Origin of the sequence: Priestia sp. 179-F W1.4 NHS (assembly GCF_045369295.1) — a bacterium.
Classification (GTDB): Bacteria; Bacillota; Bacilli; order Bacillales; family Bacillaceae_H; genus Priestia; species Priestia zanthoxyli.
In genome coordinates this window covers 345,272-360,743 of sequence record NZ_JBIQFF010000002.1, presented here as the reverse complement: position 1 = coordinate 360,743, position 15,472 = coordinate 345,272, and the positions used below count along the sequence as shown (strand labels likewise).

The window sequence follows — 15,472 nt, the reverse complement described above, 5'->3', positions numbered from 1 at the left end:
ATGAAATACCATATGTGTCATAATATAAGATTTCAGCGCTTTATGAAAATGAAGCCAATTTTTTATCTATAATCAGCCTGCGGGCTGATTATAGCTTTAGTTCATAGGGGGAGATTTTAGTGAAGTTAGCAAAACGTGTATCAGCATTAACGCCATCATCAACATTAGCGATTACAGCAAAAGCGAAAGAATTGAAAGCGGCTGGTCATGATGTGATTGGACTTGGAGCAGGGGAACCTGATTTTAATACGCCGCAGCACATTTTAGAAGCGGCTGTTACGGCAATGAATGATGGTCAGACAAAATATACGCCAGCAGGCGGTCTTGCACCATTAAAAGAAGCGGTAATTGAAAAATTCAAACGCGATCAAGGCCTGACGTATTCACCTTCTGAAATTATTGTTTGTACAGGTGCTAAGCACGCACTGTATACGTTATTTCAAGTTCTGTTAGACGAAGGTGACGAAGTAATTATCCCAACTCCTTACTGGGTAAGTTATCCTGAGCAAGTAAAGTTAGCAGAAGGTACACCAGTATTCGTTGAAGGTTCTGAAAATAACGAATTTAAAATCACACCTGAACAATTAGAAGCGGCTATTACTGCTAAAACCAAAGCTGTTATTATCAATTCACCAAGCAACCCAACCGGTATGATTTACACAAGAGAAGAGCTTCAAGCTTTAGGGGAAGTTTGCTTGAAGCACGATATTTTTATCGTATCAGATGAAATTTATGAAAAGCTTGTGTATGGTCAAAATGAACATGTATCGATTGCACAGCTTTCACCAGCGTTAAAAGAAAAAACAATTATCATTAACGGTGTTTCTAAGTCACATTCCATGACGGGCTGGCGCATTGGATATGCAGCTGGTGATGCTACAGTTATTAAAGCAATGACAAACCTAGCGAGTCACAGCACGTCAAATCCAACATCTATTGCTCAATATGCAACAATTGCTGCTTATAACGGCACTCAGGAGCCGGTGGAAATGATGCGAAAAGCTTTTGAAGAGCGTCTAAACGTGATTCATGAAAAGCTGATTAACATTCCAGGGTTCTCATGCTTAAAACCGCAGGGTGCTTTCTACTTATTCCCTAATGCAATTGAAGCTGCAAAATTCACTGGTTTTGATACAGTTGATGCATGGGTAGAAGCTATTTTAGAAGAAGAGAAGGTAGCCCTAGTTCCTGGATCAGGATTCGGTTCACCTGAAAACGTACGTCTTTCTTATGCTACATCACTAGATCTGCTAGAAAAGGCATTGGAACGAATTCAATCATTCATGACTCGTCATATGAAATAAAAAAAGATTATATTTAAAAATAAAAGAGCCTTTTAGCACAAATCACACGTGTTAGAAGGCTCTTTTTGTTTGTTACTTGTTATTATGTTTGTCGAAATGTATAATAGGATGGCATACATAATTACGAAATGTAAGTTTTTTGGAGGGATATTAATCGTGAAAATTACGATTTCAGAAGCAAGCAAGCATGTAGGAAAAGAAGTAACAATTGGTGCTTGGTTAGCGAATAAACGTTCAAGTGGTAAAATTGCCTTTTTACAGCTGCGCGATGGTTCAGGATTCATGCAAGGGGTAGTTGTAAAAGCTGAAGTAGAAGAAGAAACTTTTAAATTAGCTAAGTCTATGACGCAAGAATCATCACTATATGTAACAGGTGTAGTACGTGAAGATGAGCGCTCACCGTTTGGCTATGAGTTAACAGTTACAAGCCTTGAAGTTATTCATGAAGCTGTTGATTATCCAATTACGCCGAAAGAACATGGAACAGAGTTCTTAATGGATAACCGTCATTTATGGCTGCGTTCTAAACGTCAACATGCTGTTATGAAGGTTCGTAACGAAATCATTCGTGCAACGTATGAATTCTTTAACGAAAACGGGTTTACAAAAGTAGATCCTCCAATCCTAACAGGAAGTGCTCCTGAAGGAACAACAGAATTATTCCACACGAAATATTTTGACGAAGATGCATATCTTTCTCAAAGTGGACAGCTTTATATGGAAGCAGCAGCAATGGCGCTTGGAAAAGTATTTTCATTCGGTCCAACGTTCCGCGCTGAAAAATCTAAAACACGCCGTCATTTAATTGAGTTTTGGATGATTGAACCAGAGATGGCTTTCTACCAATTCGAAGATAACTTGAAAGTACAGGAAGAGTATGTGTCTCATGTTGTACAGTCTGTTTTAACAAACTGTAAGTTAGAGTTAAATGTACTAGGCCGTGATACATCTAAGTTAGAACAAATTAAAGCGCCATTCCCTCGTATTTCGTACGATGACGCTCTTAAATTCTTACATGAAAAAGGATTTACAGACATTCAGTGGGGAGACGACTTTGGAGCACCGCATGAAACGGCTATCGCAGAAAGCTATGACAAGCCGGTATTCATTACACACTATCCAACGTCATTAAAACCATTTTATATGCAGCCAGATCCAACAAATGAAGACGTAGTATTATGTGCAGACTTAATCGCACCAGAAGGCTACGGAGAAATCATCGGAGGCTCTGAACGTATTCATGATCAAGAGCTTTTAGCTCAGCGTGTAGAAGAGCACCAATTAGATACAGAAACGTACAAGTGGTATTTAGAGCTTCGTAAGTATGGCTCAGTTCCACATTCAGGATTTGGTTTAGGCCTTGAGCGTACGGTAGCATGGATTAGCGGCGTAGAACACGTTCGTGAAACGATTCCATTCCCACGCTTATTAAACCGTTTATACCCGTAAGGAAGTGAAAAAAGTATTCTGACTCTGGTAGTCAGGATACTTTTTTAGCTTTTTTATGAATCATAAAAAGAAAAGATAAACGAGGCTTTTACTTATATCATAAGGAAACAAAGGCAAACATAGAAAAGAGTCTAACTTAAAAGGGAGTTGCAATTCTCGAAAAAATAAGTTAGTGTAATATTCTTGGAAGGAAGTCATCGTTCGTATATATTTTATATGTGACAGAGCAATGGTATGGTTTCAGCGGAAAGTTTTACATAGAAGCTTTTTTAGCTTCGAATAATTATTACTTTGACTATAAACTTCATGATATACTAACTACTGAGGTGTTCGGATATGAAAAAAGAAACGTTAATTGAATGGTTTGAACAAGGCACAGTTTCAATTCCGAAGCTGCTGTTTAATCACTATAGCGATTTGGGAATGAACGAAACGGAATTCATGACGTTAATGCATATTTATGTTTCCATTGAAGGCGGTGAAGGTTTCCCGACACCTAACGAATTGGCGGCAAAAATGAGTATTTCAAGTGCTGTCTGTATGGATACGCTGCGAGCATTAATTCAGCGCGGCTTTTTATCTATTGAGCAAGATCAACAGCAAAACGCCCTTATTTGTGAACGTTATTCATTAAAACCGCTTTGGGAAAAGCTTATTCATCATATGATGCACGAAACAAGAGAAGTAGAAAAAAACGAAGAAGAACAAGAAGAGCTTAATTTATATACAATGTTTGAAAAAGAGTTCGGCAGAGCATTGTCTCCGTTTGAATGCGAAACGCTAGCGATGTGGATTGATCAAGATCATCATGACCCCATTATTATTAAAGCGGCACTAAGAGAGTCGGTGATGTCTGGAAAATTAAACTTCCGGTATATTGATCGTATTTTATTTGAATGGAAGAAAAATGGCATTCAGACCATTGATCAAGCCCGCAAGCATAGCCAAAAATTTCGTCAAAATCAACAGCCCAAAAAACTATCTTCTGTTAACCCTTCTCAGTCTACATCAGCCATTCCTTTTTTTAACTGGCTAGAGCAATGACAGGATAAAAAGCTGCTTCAAGATCCAAGTAATTGAATCTTGAAGCAGCTTTTTTAAAAGAGTATGAACAAAAGTAGCATTTGACAGGAACCCTATTGTAAAATAGGAGGGAACTACCTGTAAGAAGAAGGAGAACTAGTATGTTAACGTTAAAACAAATCAGACAGTGCCTAGATGCTATAGCAGAAATGTTTCCTGACGCCCACTGTGAGTTAAATCATCGGAATCCCTTTGATTTAGTCATTGCTGTGGCGCTATCTGCTCAGTGCACAGATGCTTTAGTCAACCGCGTAACAGCGGATTTATTCAAGAAATATCAAACCCCTGAAGACTATTTAGCCGTTTCGTTAGAAGAGCTGCAGCAAGATATTAGATCAATCGGCTTATATAGAAACAAAGCTAAAAATATTCAAAAGCTCTGCCGTATGCTCATTGATGAATACGGAGGAGAAGTTCCAAAAGATCGTGATGAGCTGACCAATCTTCCAGGAGTAGGGCGTAAGACGGCTAATGTTGTTGTATCCGTAGCTTTTGGAGTACCGTCAATAGCAGTAGATACGCATGTAGAACGTGTAAGTAAACGCCTTGGAATTTGCAGGTGGAAAGATTCCGTTTTGGAAGTAGAAAAAACGCTGATGAGAAAAATTCCGAAAGATGAATGGTCCGTTACGCATCATCGACTTATCTTCTTTGGACGCTATCACTGTAAAGCACAGTCTCCTCAATGTCATGTCTGCCCGCTTCTTGATCTTTGTCGAGAAGGAAAGAAACGAATGAAAGGAAAAGAGAAGAAGACAGATGTTACCGATTGAAGTGCCGTCACATTTCATATGCGAACCATTTTATTCAAAAGAAGATCGGGTTCTTGAAGTAGATAAAAAAAATGGAAGAAATTATTTTGCTTATGATATTTTATACGATGTACATAAAGAAACGAAAACACCTTGGAGGGATGTTCAAAAGAACATACGGCCATTTTTTGAAAAGTGGGAAACTCAAAGGGAAGAACTGCATACGCTTTTTTCTCAGCGAAAAGCAAAAGAAGCAGCGCCTTGTATGAAACAAGCTGCTGCTATGTATATTAGTTTACTGTTTTGGATTAATGGACAGCCCGTTCGGCGTTTAAATCGGCTGCAAGAAGACATAGCGGACCTAACCTATAAGCCTATTAACTGTGCTGAGAGACTTATGTTTTTGCTGCAGCGAGTTTCTTCTTATCAAGCGTATATTCAGCTGACAGAATTATTTAATGAACTGCGTAAGCAATATGCAAAAATGCTTATTCTTCACAAGAAATAAAGCCCCTACACGTGTAGGGGCTTTTTACTGCTACGTTAATTTTCAGTTGTTGGCTCTTGCTGCGGTGTAGCAGGTGTTGACGGCGTCGATGGTGTAGCAGGAGTTTGTGGTGTTTGACTTCCTGAGTCACTTCCACCGTTGTCTGCTGGAGGAGGAGTTGTGCCTCCGTTATTACTGTTGTTATTACCATCGTTAGCATTGCCGCTATCGTTATTGTTATTATCGGTATTGCCGTTATTACCGCTATTGTTACCGTCACTATTGCTGCCATTATTGCTGTTTTGGTTATCATCCGGCTGAGTAGATGAATCGTCACCTTGATCAGAGCCGTTGTTTTGATCAGTGCTGCTATTGTCTTCATTTTGATTATCGTCCGTTGTTCCGTCATCTTCAGGCTTAGTAGAATTATCTTCGGTAGCTTGATCTGATGAATCAGGGACTTTTACAGAAGAACTAGCGCTTTCGCCCGTATTTGTTGTTACGGTGAAACTATACGTTGCGCCTGCTGCTGGATTGGAAATTGTTTTTCCACCGGCTCCTGCGCCAGATGCGAGTTGTTCAGAACCGTTAGGAGATGACATTGTGACTGTAAAGGTCGTATCACTGGCTGCGTTTGACGCTGACCAGTTAACTGAAATTGCTCCTCCGCTATACGAAGCAGTAATTTTTGGCTTCACATCTTTATTGTCTTTTTTCTCTTTTTTGTCCTCTTTTTTATCTTCTTTCTTTTCTTCTTTTTCTTTCTTCACAAACGTTTGAGATACTTTTGTCGGTGCAGTACCGCGCACAAAGTATTCTTTCGTAATTAGGCTCGAAGGAGTAGAGCCGCTTGGGCGTTTTAAGTCTTTGCCCGTTGGTTTTTCCACGGAACGTTCAACTACGCTGTCCGGCTGCTTGAAACTTCCTTTAGGTTTGCCTTCAGAAATATGAGTAATAACATGCTTAAAGATATTTTTTGCCATGCCTGTTTCATTAGGACTTAAAATATAGCCGTCTTTAGCAGTTTCATAGCCTGTCCATACGGAAATCGTATAGTTTGGCGTAAATCCATTAAACCAAACGTCTTTTTCACCAGCGTCTGGAATATTGTATCGTTGCTTTTCTGCAGCACTAAAGTTCGAAGTTCCCGTTTTACCCGCAATTTCTAATCCTGGTGTACGAACAGCACGAGCTGTACCATATGATTCGTTTACAACAGATTTCATCATGTCCGTCATCATAAATGCCGTGTAATCTTGCATTGCGCGTTTTGGTTTTGGCGTTAAATCAATTTCTGTTCCATCAGGGAATTTTACCTTTGTCACCGTATGCGGTGCATTGTACATACCTTCATTTGCAAAAGCACTATAGGCTCCAGCCATTTGTAGAGGTGTAACACCTGTACGGAAGCCTCCGATAGAATAAGATTCAGAATAAGCTTCGCCGTCTTCTTCATCTAATTTTAGCCCAAGGCCCGTAGCGAACTCTTTTGCTTTGTCCGCACCGGTTGCTTGGAACGCTTTTAAAGCAGGGATGTTCAGTGAACGTCCTAAAGCTTCACGCGCTGAAACCCAACCTTTATAGTTGCGTCCAAAATTTCGGATTGGCGTGCCGTTTGAATAATGATATTCTTCATCTTTTAGCGGTTGTCCAGTAGACCACTTTAAGTTCTCAATCGCTGGACCGTAATCTAAGATCGGCTTAATTGTTGAGCCGGGCTGGCGTCTCATATTTGTTGCAAAGTTTAAGCCGCCTGATACACGATTACGTCCGCCTCCAATTGCTTGAATACCGCCTGTTTCATTATCTACAACCACAAGACCTGCTTGGAATTTATCGTTCGGGAAGTTGACTACTTTGTTATTCATCACATCATCCACATAGTCCTGAGCATTCGTGTCAAGCGTTGTATAAATTTCTAAGCCCGCAGAAAATGGATCCGCGTCTGTTTTCTTTTTTACTTCCTCGATTACTTGATCAATAAATACATCGTACTTAGATGTTGATTCAGTTTGTTTAGCTAGGTGAGCCTGTACATCTACTTGTTTTGCTTTGTCGGCCTCGGCTTGTGTAATGAAGCCGTTTTTAGCCATTAAGTTTAATACTGTGTTACGGCGTTTAGTAGCATTCTCTGGGTTTGTAACTGGGTTATAAGTAGTTGGCGCTTTTGGTAAGCCTGCCAACATAGCAGCTTCATCAAGAGTTAAATCTTTTACGCTTTTAACTCCGTAAAATTTCTCAGCTGCTCGTTCAATACCGTATACTTCACCTGATGCGAAATATATTTTGTTTAAATACATTTCAAGAATTTGTTGTTTCGAATATTTGCGCTCAAGCTGGTAAGCTAACCACATTTCTTGTACTTTACGTTTAACCGTCTTCTTTGGTGATAAGAACGAATTCTTTACCACTTGCTGAGTAATCGTACTACCGCCCTCAGCACCGAAGCCGTCTTTAAAGTTCGCCATTAATGCTCCGCCAATACGGTAAAAGTCGACGCCGTGATGTTTATAAAAACGAACGTCTTCCGTAGCGATAAATGCGTTTTTGACGACTTGAGGGATTTCATCGTATTGCACATATGTACGTTTTTGAGCTCCAATTTCTTTTACAACTGTCTTTCCATCGTTTGCATATACTTTAGATGAAAAAGAGTTTTTTAATACCGAGTCATCAACTTTTGGAGCATCGCTTATCATAGCAAAAAAAGTTCCCACTCCGGCAATGAGCCCGATGATTCCTATCAGTAAAACTGCGGCAACAATTTTACGAAATAGGCCTCCTTTTTTCTTCTTTTTCGGTTTTCCTTGAGATTTACCTTCTGGTTTGTTGTCATTCATAGCTCTTCGTCGTTCTTCACGAGAGCGATAATTATCTGACATAAAAACTCCTACCTTTCAACGCATTGTAAGAGAATGATTTCCGTAAACATATATATCATACTCTTAAAAGTATAATTTATCTATAGTTTTTATGTAATCGATTCTCGGATGGTAACCAAGTTCGATGAAATGTCCTTTTTTTTCAATATCTGCCTTAGGGATTGATTTTCGTCCATCTTTTTTCATGGAATCCCAGTAAGGAAAAAGGAACTGTGCTTCGAACAAGTATATTTCTTGTAAAGTAGAGAACATTAATATAACGAAACAAACCCCGTTTTGTTTCACAATTTGCTTCATATGTTCAATTTGATGTTCATGAAAATTACGCAGAGGAAATGAGGTTTTATTTCTCGTTTCTTTTGCTTCAAAGTCAAGGTGTTTTCCTTTATAGACGCCATTATAATCTGTAGTAGAAGCCTGTTTAAAATAAGCTTCTTTGATAACAGCGGCACTTCTCTTCGGATAGTCTACTTTTACAATTTGAACAGGGGTTGGTTTTTTGTGAACAATGGCTATTCCTTTTGAAACATAGTATTCGTTTGTTTCGTTTAAATCGTCCTCCAGCGTCATACCACGATTGCTATAGCTAGCTTCTAGCTTTTTAGGGGAAGGACTGCTGGTATTCAATGGCTTATAGGCCTTTCCGTTAGGATAGCGAATCATAACCATCACTCCTTTAGTGTAAATCTATTAAACAAACAAATTCTATTATACCAAATCCTACAAATAAAAATAGATGAAAGAAGATGAAGAGATGTCACTCAATAATTCGGAACAAGCGCTGTTGACGGCGATTAAAAAAACAACAGACAAGCTGAATATTGATAATATATCAAGAACCCAAGCTTATGCAACTTTTTATCATAGATATCCTGAAGTAAAGTGGGCATTTCTCGCAAGTATGGTATCCCGAAACGCAGGGTGGAATATGTGTGATTTGCAAGGGAAAACCATGAAAAAAGCGTTATCAAAGCAAACGCGCGATTTATTATTTTTGACGTATGAAAGAGCAAATTGGCTTATTTTCAAAGATGCCTTCCCGCAATTACTATTGTATGCTGTTTCGCGTAAAAAACATGTCTCTTACCTTCATTTACTTCCCTATTTAAATGTTTCATCTTTTATCGAAGAGAAGTGGAGGCAATTTATGCAGAAACCTTGTGAACTGGAGCTTATTTATGCGTTAATTGTGAATGAGCAGCACGTTATTCAAAAGCCTGTCATTGAACAGCCTTTTTACCAAGATAAAGTGTTTAAAAGTATGCTGTTTTTTTTTCAAGATATATTCCACTTTAGCTCCGTCCTTTTTCCTACTACAAAAGGGGAGCTATACGGTTGTTCTGTTCATGATTTTACAAAAGTAAATAATCGGATTGATTTGGGGAAGAAATTAGCGGCTTTATTATTTCATGAAAAGTATTATCCCTTGTTTTATGAATTTTCTTTGAAAACAAAGCATACGGGGTCGAGATACGATTATGAGCAGTATTTTGTGGATGAAACCAGTTGTTGTACACCTGCACTTCGAAAGGTGTATCCGGCTATTAGACATCATGAAAAAAAGAGAGAAAAGTGGTTTTTAACAAAAAAAGAGGAACAAAAGCTCATGAAAAAGCCGCATTTTCCAAAGAAAGTTCATTTTACAAAGTGGTATCTTCAAAAGCAAAAGCAGCTGCATATATTAATGAAAGTAGCGCAAGTAGTTAATGTAAATAAAAACGGTCACAAGTGACCGTTTTGTTCTTAAGTAGAAGGCTGGTTAGGACCGTTTAACTTTTTAGGATCACCGTAGGTTTTTGTTTCAGCCTTATTTTTAGGCTGTGATTTTTGCTGTTTGTTGGCCATATCTAGGCACCTCCTATCATGTTGTAATGAACGTTCAGCAGCAGAATGTATCTCCTTAGCTGAAATGTCTATACTAGTGTTTTCAATATGTTCTCTTTCGATTCACCCTAAATGAAAATGTCGAAAACATCTTTCTTTGACGAATAGAAACTAGTTTTGTCATGTGTGAAGGGACATTGAATAAAAAAGAGAATACGTTATGCAAAGGAAAATTTGGAGGGATGGCGATGAAACAAAGTATGGTTAAAACAAGCGAAATGATGACTTTATTAGATAGCTTACTAGAGCAAGTAGATCTAGTGGATAAAACGATGTCTACATCTATAAATGAAGCATTTACACATTGTGAAGAAACATATATGGAACAAGTTCATCGCATTGACCAATCACTGCAAGAAATTGAAGTAGCTGTGTATGAAAGCATGCCTTCCGAAACAGAATGGAGTAGAAGACGAAGAGAAATGGTTCTTCATACAGTATAAAGATTGTTTATGTTACAATAGTCATCGTAGAGGTGACGAATAACGATGAATGAAGATGTGAAAAAAAGTACGGAGATCATGTTTCAATATAATGAAGTAGCTGTAGAACGATTAGCGTCTATTCAACAGGAAGAAAATTATGAAGTGAAATTTTTTGAAGAAGTAAAGCCTTATGGAGACATTTTCTTCAAAGAACTTGATGAATGGGCTAGTCTCGTAACGGAATGGCTGAAGAAAGAGCGACCAAAATATATTCATGTTAATCAAGTAGAGACGTTAAAAGAAAATTTACAAAACGTTGTACTACAGTCATTTTATCCCGAGACGCGAGAAAAGCGATTTAAAAAGATGTATCACTCAAATAAGTATGTGCTCGAGTCGATATTGAATAATTAATCCCGGCCTTCCGTTAAGATCTACAAGGTGGGGATTTTCTATGTGTGAGATTGTGACAAAAGTATTTTACACGATTTAAAAAACGAACTATCGATCAAAAATTTTGATTCGTAGTTCGTTTTTTTGATGAGAGGCATAGGTTTCATTTGTCTTGTTCCTTCTAGCAGTTGATTGGAGGGCAAGGCGAAGACTCCTGCGGGAAAAGCGGAACAGATGAGACCCCGCAGAAGCGCAAGCGACGAGGAGGCTCATCGACCGCCCGCGGAAAGCGAAGCCTTGCACGGAGATCAACTGCGGTGTCATAAGCGATTCAGCTCATGTATCCCATTTGTTCGTTTCTAGATTGGATTCATTTTGTTATGTCCCAGCCTCTTTTTATCATGATCAATAAAAAGTTAATCAAAATCTTTTTGAGATTGGATAGAAACAGCTGGGTGATCTTGTGAAGCTACTGTATCGATATGATAATCAACTTTTTCGGTATGTTTAGAAGCAACGGCGTTATTTGTTTTATTTACTGCACTTTGTCCCTGTTTTTTGTGATCAAAATGTTTTCCACGACTCATGAGATAGACCTCCTTTATTGAATACTACGTTAAAGCTTTTATAGTATAAACAAGTCAAAAAAGAAGTATGTGTCCACTTTAAAGGAAACAAAGAAACCACCGATTTCTCGGTGGTAGTAAAAAAAATTAATCGTCTTGTGCACTAAAATCGGGCTTAGTAGCTCCAATTTGTTCGAGTTCACGTACAGCGGCTTTGTAATTCATAGGAGTTAAAAAACCTTTTAAATACTGCTGCTGAGCAAAATCGAGTAATTCATTACTTGACTGCGGCTCATATTGTTTCACCGCTATAAAAGCTTCTTGAAGTTCGTTCACATACATGTAAATTCCCTCCTAATCCCCATTTGTGCCACTACGTATCGTAGTATCACTTGTTCTTATCGTACCATATATTTGAATAATCTCGTTTTTTTGAAAAATTTAAACTTTCGACAGAAACCTACATATTTTTGAATACGTTCTCCAAAAGTACAAGTAGACGAACGTCACCTCTTATTTCTGCATACATACTATATATTATGTAATATTAAAAAGGAGGTATTGATTTTGCATGTATACAAGTAAGCACTACCCGTATTATGAGCAACATCAACCAGAACGTTTTGATTTAAGTCAGGTACATCCATTTCCACAGTATCACCAGCAGCCATGGACGGAAGCTTATATGCCGCAACATCCGTACGCTCAGCAACAAATGCCTTTTGGCCCTCAGCAAATTCCCTATATGAACGGAATGTATCAGCAGCCCATGTACAATAATGCAGGTGCGCCTTTTAATCCATACCCTAAAGCTCAGCAGCAAAAGCCTCAGCCATCTCAATTTCAGTCATTAATGTCTCAGTTTAAATCGAGTGATGGCAATTACGATATGAACAAGATGATGAATACTGCCGGGCAGATGATGGGAGCTATGAACCAATTAACATCCTTAGTAAAAGGATTTTCCGGGATTTTCAAAGTATAAGGACTAGAAGGGGTTTTCTAGTCCCTGCTTACTATTTTTTCTTTTGATTTTTCAAATAGGTTTCTCCAAGAAGTGCAAATACTTCATTGTAAGTTAGTCCAGACTGCGCATTTAAACGTTTGATTTCTTCAACATCTGTGGTTGATGAAGTTAAAATTCGATGCTTATTTTTTTTCATAAAAGCTCTCCTTTTCTATTTCTATGTAAAATGAATAACGCTCCATCTTAGTATATTTCCAAATGTGCACCTTCTATAAGTGGAAAAAAACGCCGAAGACATTCGTAGTTCTTCGGCATTTTTTTGCAATAAAGATGAGTGTTTAGAGAAATTAAGAGCGGCGAGTAGAACGACGAGAGCGGCGAGTAGAACGACGAGAGCGGCGAGTAGAACGACGAGAGCGGCGAGTAGAACGGCGAGAGCGGCGAGTAGAACGACGAGAGCGGCGAGTAGAACGGCGAGAGCGGCGAGTAGAACGGCGAGAACGGCGAGTAGAACGGCGAGAGCGGCGAGTAGAACGGCGAGAACGGCGAGTAGAACGACGAGAGCCGCGAGTAGAACGACGAGAACGGCGAGTAGAACGACGAGAGCCGCGAGAAGAGCGACGCGTACCGCGGGTAGAACGGCGAGAGCCGCGGCCAGTGCTACGAGAAGAGCGACGTGGCTTTGTTAGTGGACCGGCAGTTGGCTCTTGAAACATAAAAGATTTCAGTTCTGTACATTCTAGGGCTTCAGCAGCCTCTTTAATTTTTTCAGGTGTAATATGCAATACAAAAACCTCCTTGTCAATTGGACTAGGTCTTGCATTAATAGAATACGCGATGATGCTTGTCCTTGATATGAGTCAAAAGTGGAGTTTGCGGAAATAGTTGATGCTGCGGGGTATCATGGAGAATTTACCCTTCATATACTTTAATAATTGAAGAAAGGTGGTCGAATCATGAAGCAAAAAGAAATCCCTCAATACGCTCTGTTTGTGAATGTAAAAGATTTAAAGGAAATGCAAAGAGATATTTGGTCAGAAGAAGCGGTTCAGGCAACGATGAAGTTTAACAAAAAACGCTACGATATTGATTTGCTCCTAAGAGGCTCCCATATTCGGAAGATGAAGAAAAAGTCATATTATATTGAATTTTATTCTCCGAAAATATTTCAGCGCGCCAAAGAAATACACCTAAACGCTGAATACAAAGATCCATCGCTTATGCGCAACAAATTGTCCCTCGATTTTTTCTCTTCTTTAGATGTTTTATCTCCCTACTCTCAGTTTGTCACTCTTAAGATTAATGGGAAAAATGAAGGAATATATCTTCAGCTCGAATCGGTAGATGAACTATTTTTGAAAAAAAGAAATTTAGCGGATGGATCTATATTTTATGCAGTAGACGGAGATGCTAATTTTTCTTTGATGAGCGATTTGGATAAAAAGCCAAAAACAACTTTGTTATCTGGATATGAAGATAAAGCAGTGAGAGAAGGAGACGAGGGAAAATTAGAAAAGTTTATATTTAATCTTAATACATGGACAAATACAGAATTCGAACAGAATATTGAGAAGTACCTGAACGTCGACCGCTACTTATCTTGGTTAGTCGGTATTATTTGTATGCAGAATTACGACGGTTTTGTCCATAACTATGCGCTCTATCTAAATCATGAAAGCGGGCGCTTTGAACTGATTCCATGGGATTATGATGCAACTTGGGGAAGAGATGTAAATGGAAAAGTAATGGAAGGAGACTATGTACGTGCACAAGGATTTAATACGCTTACAGCTCGCTTACTGGCGGTGAACAGCATTAAAAAGCGATATATTCAAAAAATGAACAATGTTCTAAATAATCAATTTACAATAGAATACATGAAACCAATCATTTATCAACTGCATGATTATATTGCTCCATATGTATTAAAAGATCCTTACGTAAAAGATAACTTGGAGCAATTCCATAAGGAACCAGACCTTATGCTTTCTTTCGTAAAAGACCGAACAGCGTACATTAAAAGTCATCTTTTTGATTTTTGAATTTTACTAGACTGATAGGCAAAAGTGGAATTTAAGAATAATAGGCAAATGCAGGAAGACAATAGCTGTACATGATACGTATATATACATTATGAATGACCAATAAGGACAATTAATAAGGAGGAAAAATAATGAGTAACTATTACTACGACCAAAATCAAGACCAAACTCAAAATGCCAATCGTAGTCGCGCTCGTAAAGTTCAACAATCTGAAAGCACGGGCTACTCTGCCCACTTTAAACCATTAAAAGGGAGAGTAGTAACTGTCTATCGCGGGGGGCCTGAATCTAAAACGGGATATTTAATCGACGTTCAATCAGATTATTTAACACTTGCTCTTGAAACAAAACAAAATAACAATCAGCAAAATAATCAACCGGCGCAGCTTATTCCACAACAGCAATATACATTTATTTATTACCAGCTCGCTCATGTTAAAAGCATTACAGAGGATACAAAGTCTAATTCCGCGCAAACATTTTCTGGATTTAATAGTGAAGTAGAACTGCACAGAGCCAACACATTTGCAGGCACTTTATTATTAATGAAAGATAAACAAGTGCAAATAAATCAAGGAGGGCCAGAGAAAAAATTGGGTAAGATCCTTGATGTATTAGGCTCATTTGAATCTGCGTATGTCGTATTACTAACAGAAGATGACGGCGTCGTTTATATCAATGTAGAGCACATAAAGAGTGTAAGTGAAGTTGTAAGCAAAAATACGCCTGTTGTTCCGCAAAACCCATTATTAGTTGAAGAAACACCTGAGTATATTAAAGCGAAAAGTTTCAATGAACTGTTTGAAGAGTTTTCGCATAGATGGGTAGCTATTAACGGTGGAGGGCCAGAGGCTGTAGAAGGTGTGTTAGTTCAAAGTCGCAATGGAAACTTTACTCTTGTACAAAATAATCAAGTTTTACGTTTACAACCAAGACACGTAAAAACCATTGCCTTAGGATCAAAAGGATCTTTCAAGCAAAATGAAGAAAATTCTGAGCAAAATGGAGATACAAATGAAGAAGATTCTGTGCAAGAATCAACTACTGTAGATAGAACCGGAGGTCGCACGGATGGCCGTACTGGAGACCGTACCGGAAGACGTACAGGAGGTCGCACAGACGATCGCTCGGGAGGACGCCGTACGGGTTCACGCTCTTCAACACCAGGTGAAAAAGTTATTAAAACGAAAAATTATCGTTGGAAAGCATGATGAACTGGAACATAAAAGGTGCTTATA

At 38.6% G+C, this 15,472-nt stretch carries 18 protein-coding genes; 12 read left to right on the top strand and 6 right to left on the bottom strand.

Annotated elements, in window-relative coordinates:
• Positions 1 to 119 precede the first annotated feature (119 nt).
• The 5 genes from ACH0CI_RS12345 to ACH0CI_RS12325 all read left to right on the top strand — a co-directional run bounded on the left by ACH0CI_RS12345 (position 120) and on the right by ACH0CI_RS12325 (position 5,096).
• Positions 120 to 1,304 (top strand): pyridoxal phosphate-dependent aminotransferase, encoded by a 1,185-nt coding sequence (locus ACH0CI_RS12345; RefSeq protein ID WP_406901517.1) that lies wholly within the window; start codon positions 120 to 122, stop codon positions 1,302 to 1,304.
• A 156-nt stretch (positions 1,305 to 1,460) separates the two neighbouring features.
• A complete protein-coding gene (gene asnS / locus ACH0CI_RS12340; RefSeq protein ID WP_335707006.1) occupies positions 1,461 to 2,753 on the top strand; it encodes an asparagine--tRNA ligase in 1,293 nt (430 codons plus the stop codon).
• Between the two features lie 336 nt (positions 2,754 to 3,089).
• Entirely contained in the window at positions 3,090 to 3,797 is a 708-nt protein-coding gene (locus tag ACH0CI_RS12335; RefSeq protein ID WP_071276126.1) for a DnaD domain-containing protein, read from the top strand.
• A gap of 140 nt (positions 3,798 to 3,937) precedes the next feature.
• Positions 3,938 to 4,609 (top strand): endonuclease III, encoded by a 672-nt coding sequence (gene nth / locus ACH0CI_RS12330; protein ID WP_335707005.1) that lies wholly within the window; start codon positions 3,938 to 3,940, stop codon positions 4,607 to 4,609.
• The gene (locus tag ACH0CI_RS12325; protein ID WP_028414078.1) at positions 4,596 to 5,096 is read left to right on the top strand and encodes a YpoC family protein; all 501 of its coding nucleotides are present in this window, start codon (positions 4,596 to 4,598) and stop codon (positions 5,094 to 5,096) included. Before nth ends, ACH0CI_RS12325 begins: the two co-directional genes overlap by 14 nt.
• Before the next feature lie 35 nt (positions 5,097 to 5,131).
• Here the strand turns inward: ACH0CI_RS12325 and ACH0CI_RS12320 are convergent, their stop codons facing one another.
• Positions 5,132 to 7,957, bottom strand: a complete 2,826-nt coding sequence (locus ACH0CI_RS12320) for a PBP1A family penicillin-binding protein (protein ID WP_335707004.1) — start codon at positions 7,955 to 7,957, stop codon at positions 5,132 to 5,134.
• A 63-nt stretch (positions 7,958 to 8,020) separates the two neighbouring features.
• Entirely contained in the window at positions 8,021 to 8,620 is a 600-nt protein-coding gene (gene recU, locus ACH0CI_RS12315; RefSeq protein ID WP_047751372.1) for a Holliday junction resolvase RecU, read from the bottom strand.
• A 73-nt stretch (positions 8,621 to 8,693) separates the two neighbouring features.
• Here recU and ACH0CI_RS12310 point away from each other — a divergent pair, with 73 nt between their 5' ends.
• From ACH0CI_RS12310 to ACH0CI_RS12295, 4 genes are all read left to right on the top strand, one after another.
• A complete protein-coding gene (locus ACH0CI_RS12310) occupies positions 8,694 to 9,689 on the top strand; it encodes a DUF2515 family protein (protein ID WP_406901516.1) in 996 nt (331 codons plus the stop codon).
• A gap of 340 nt (positions 9,690 to 10,029) precedes the next feature.
• A complete protein-coding gene (locus ACH0CI_RS12305; RefSeq protein WP_033578427.1) occupies positions 10,030 to 10,284 on the top strand; it encodes a hypothetical protein in 255 nt (84 codons plus the stop codon).
• A gap of 45 nt (positions 10,285 to 10,329) precedes the next feature.
• Positions 10,330 to 10,680 (top strand): YppE family protein, encoded by a 351-nt coding sequence (locus ACH0CI_RS12300; protein ID WP_013056113.1) that lies wholly within the window; start codon positions 10,330 to 10,332, stop codon positions 10,678 to 10,680.
• Between the two features lie 167 nt (positions 10,681 to 10,847).
• Complete coding sequence (locus ACH0CI_RS12295; protein ID WP_406901515.1) at positions 10,848 to 10,985, top strand: hypothetical protein; 138 nt, start codon at positions 10,848 to 10,850, stop codon at positions 10,983 to 10,985.
• Between the two features lie 90 nt (positions 10,986 to 11,075).
• Here ACH0CI_RS12295 and ACH0CI_RS12290 read toward each other — a convergent pair whose 3' ends face one another.
• The gene (locus ACH0CI_RS12290; RefSeq protein ID WP_165573332.1) at positions 11,076 to 11,246 is read right to left on the bottom strand and encodes a hypothetical protein; all 171 of its coding nucleotides are present in this window, start codon (positions 11,244 to 11,246) and stop codon (positions 11,076 to 11,078) included.
• Positions 11,247 to 11,372: 126 nt separating this feature from the next.
• The gene (locus tag ACH0CI_RS12285; protein WP_013056115.1) at positions 11,373 to 11,567 is read right to left on the bottom strand and encodes a YppF family protein; all 195 of its coding nucleotides are present in this window, start codon (positions 11,565 to 11,567) and stop codon (positions 11,373 to 11,375) included.
• Between the two features lie 229 nt (positions 11,568 to 11,796).
• On the opposite strand from ACH0CI_RS12285, the gene ACH0CI_RS12280 reads away from it, so the two are divergent.
• Positions 11,797 to 12,210 (top strand): YppG family protein, encoded by a 414-nt coding sequence (locus ACH0CI_RS12280; RefSeq protein ID WP_013056116.1) that lies wholly within the window; start codon positions 11,797 to 11,799, stop codon positions 12,208 to 12,210.
• 31 nt (positions 12,211 to 12,241) lie between these two features.
• Here ACH0CI_RS12280 and ACH0CI_RS12275 read toward each other — a convergent pair whose 3' ends face one another.
• Complete coding sequence (locus ACH0CI_RS12275) at positions 12,242 to 12,388, bottom strand: hypothetical protein (protein ID WP_168760479.1); 147 nt, start codon at positions 12,386 to 12,388, stop codon at positions 12,242 to 12,244.
• 151 nt (positions 12,389 to 12,539) lie between these two features.
• Positions 12,540 to 12,977, bottom strand: coding sequence for a CotG/ExsB N-terminal domain-containing protein (locus tag ACH0CI_RS12270; RefSeq protein ID WP_406901514.1), 438 nt, complete (start codon positions 12,975 to 12,977; stop codon positions 12,540 to 12,542).
• A gap of 168 nt (positions 12,978 to 13,145) precedes the next feature.
• Between ACH0CI_RS12270 and ACH0CI_RS12265 the strand changes: the two genes are divergently transcribed.
• A complete protein-coding gene (locus tag ACH0CI_RS12265; protein WP_406901779.1) occupies positions 13,146 to 14,234 on the top strand; it encodes a CotH kinase family protein in 1,089 nt (362 codons plus the stop codon).
• Between the two features lie 131 nt (positions 14,235 to 14,365).
• Positions 14,366 to 15,445 (top strand): hypothetical protein, encoded by a 1,080-nt coding sequence (locus tag ACH0CI_RS12260; RefSeq protein ID WP_033578430.1) that lies wholly within the window; start codon positions 14,366 to 14,368, stop codon positions 15,443 to 15,445.
• Positions 15,446 to 15,472 lie beyond the last annotated feature (27 nt).

Excerpts from the sequence above, each read along its gene's own strand:
- ACH0CI_RS12305 (WP_033578427.1), top strand. The coding sequence starts at position 10,030 with ATGAAACAAAGTATGGTTAAAACAAGCGAAATGATGACTTTATTAGAT.
- ACH0CI_RS12290 (WP_165573332.1), bottom strand. The coding sequence starts at position 11,246 with ATGAGTCGTGGAAAACATTTTGATCACAAAAAACAGGGACAAAGTGCA.
- ACH0CI_RS12280 (WP_013056116.1), top strand. The coding sequence starts at position 11,797 with ATGTATACAAGTAAGCACTACCCGTATTATGAGCAACATCAACCAGAA.
- ACH0CI_RS12335 (WP_071276126.1), top strand. The coding sequence starts at position 3,090 with ATGAAAAAAGAAACGTTAATTGAATGGTTTGAACAAGGCACAGTTTCA.
- ACH0CI_RS12300 (WP_013056113.1), top strand. The coding sequence starts at position 10,330 with ATGAATGAAGATGTGAAAAAAAGTACGGAGATCATGTTTCAATATAAT.
- ACH0CI_RS12260 (WP_033578430.1), top strand. The coding sequence starts at position 14,366 with ATGAGTAACTATTACTACGACCAAAATCAAGACCAAACTCAAAATGCC.
- ACH0CI_RS12325 (WP_028414078.1), top strand. The coding sequence starts at position 4,596 with ATGTTACCGATTGAAGTGCCGTCACATTTCATATGCGAACCATTTTAT.
- ACH0CI_RS12310 (WP_406901516.1), top strand. The coding sequence starts at position 8,694 with ATGAAAGAAGATGAAGAGATGTCACTCAATAATTCGGAACAAGCGCTG.
- ACH0CI_RS12285 (WP_013056115.1), bottom strand. The coding sequence starts at position 11,567 with ATGTATGTGAACGAACTTCAAGAAGCTTTTATAGCGGTGAAACAATAT.
- recU (WP_047751372.1), bottom strand. The coding sequence starts at position 8,620 with ATGATTCGCTATCCTAACGGAAAGGCCTATAAGCCATTGAATACCAGC.
- nth (WP_335707005.1), top strand. The coding sequence starts at position 3,938 with ATGTTAACGTTAAAACAAATCAGACAGTGCCTAGATGCTATAGCAGAA.
- ACH0CI_RS12320 (WP_335707004.1), bottom strand. The coding sequence starts at position 7,957 with ATGTCAGATAATTATCGCTCTCGTGAAGAACGACGAAGAGCTATGAAT.
- ACH0CI_RS12275 (WP_168760479.1), bottom strand. The coding sequence starts at position 12,388 with ATGAAAAAAAATAAGCATCGAATTTTAACTTCATCAACCACAGATGTT.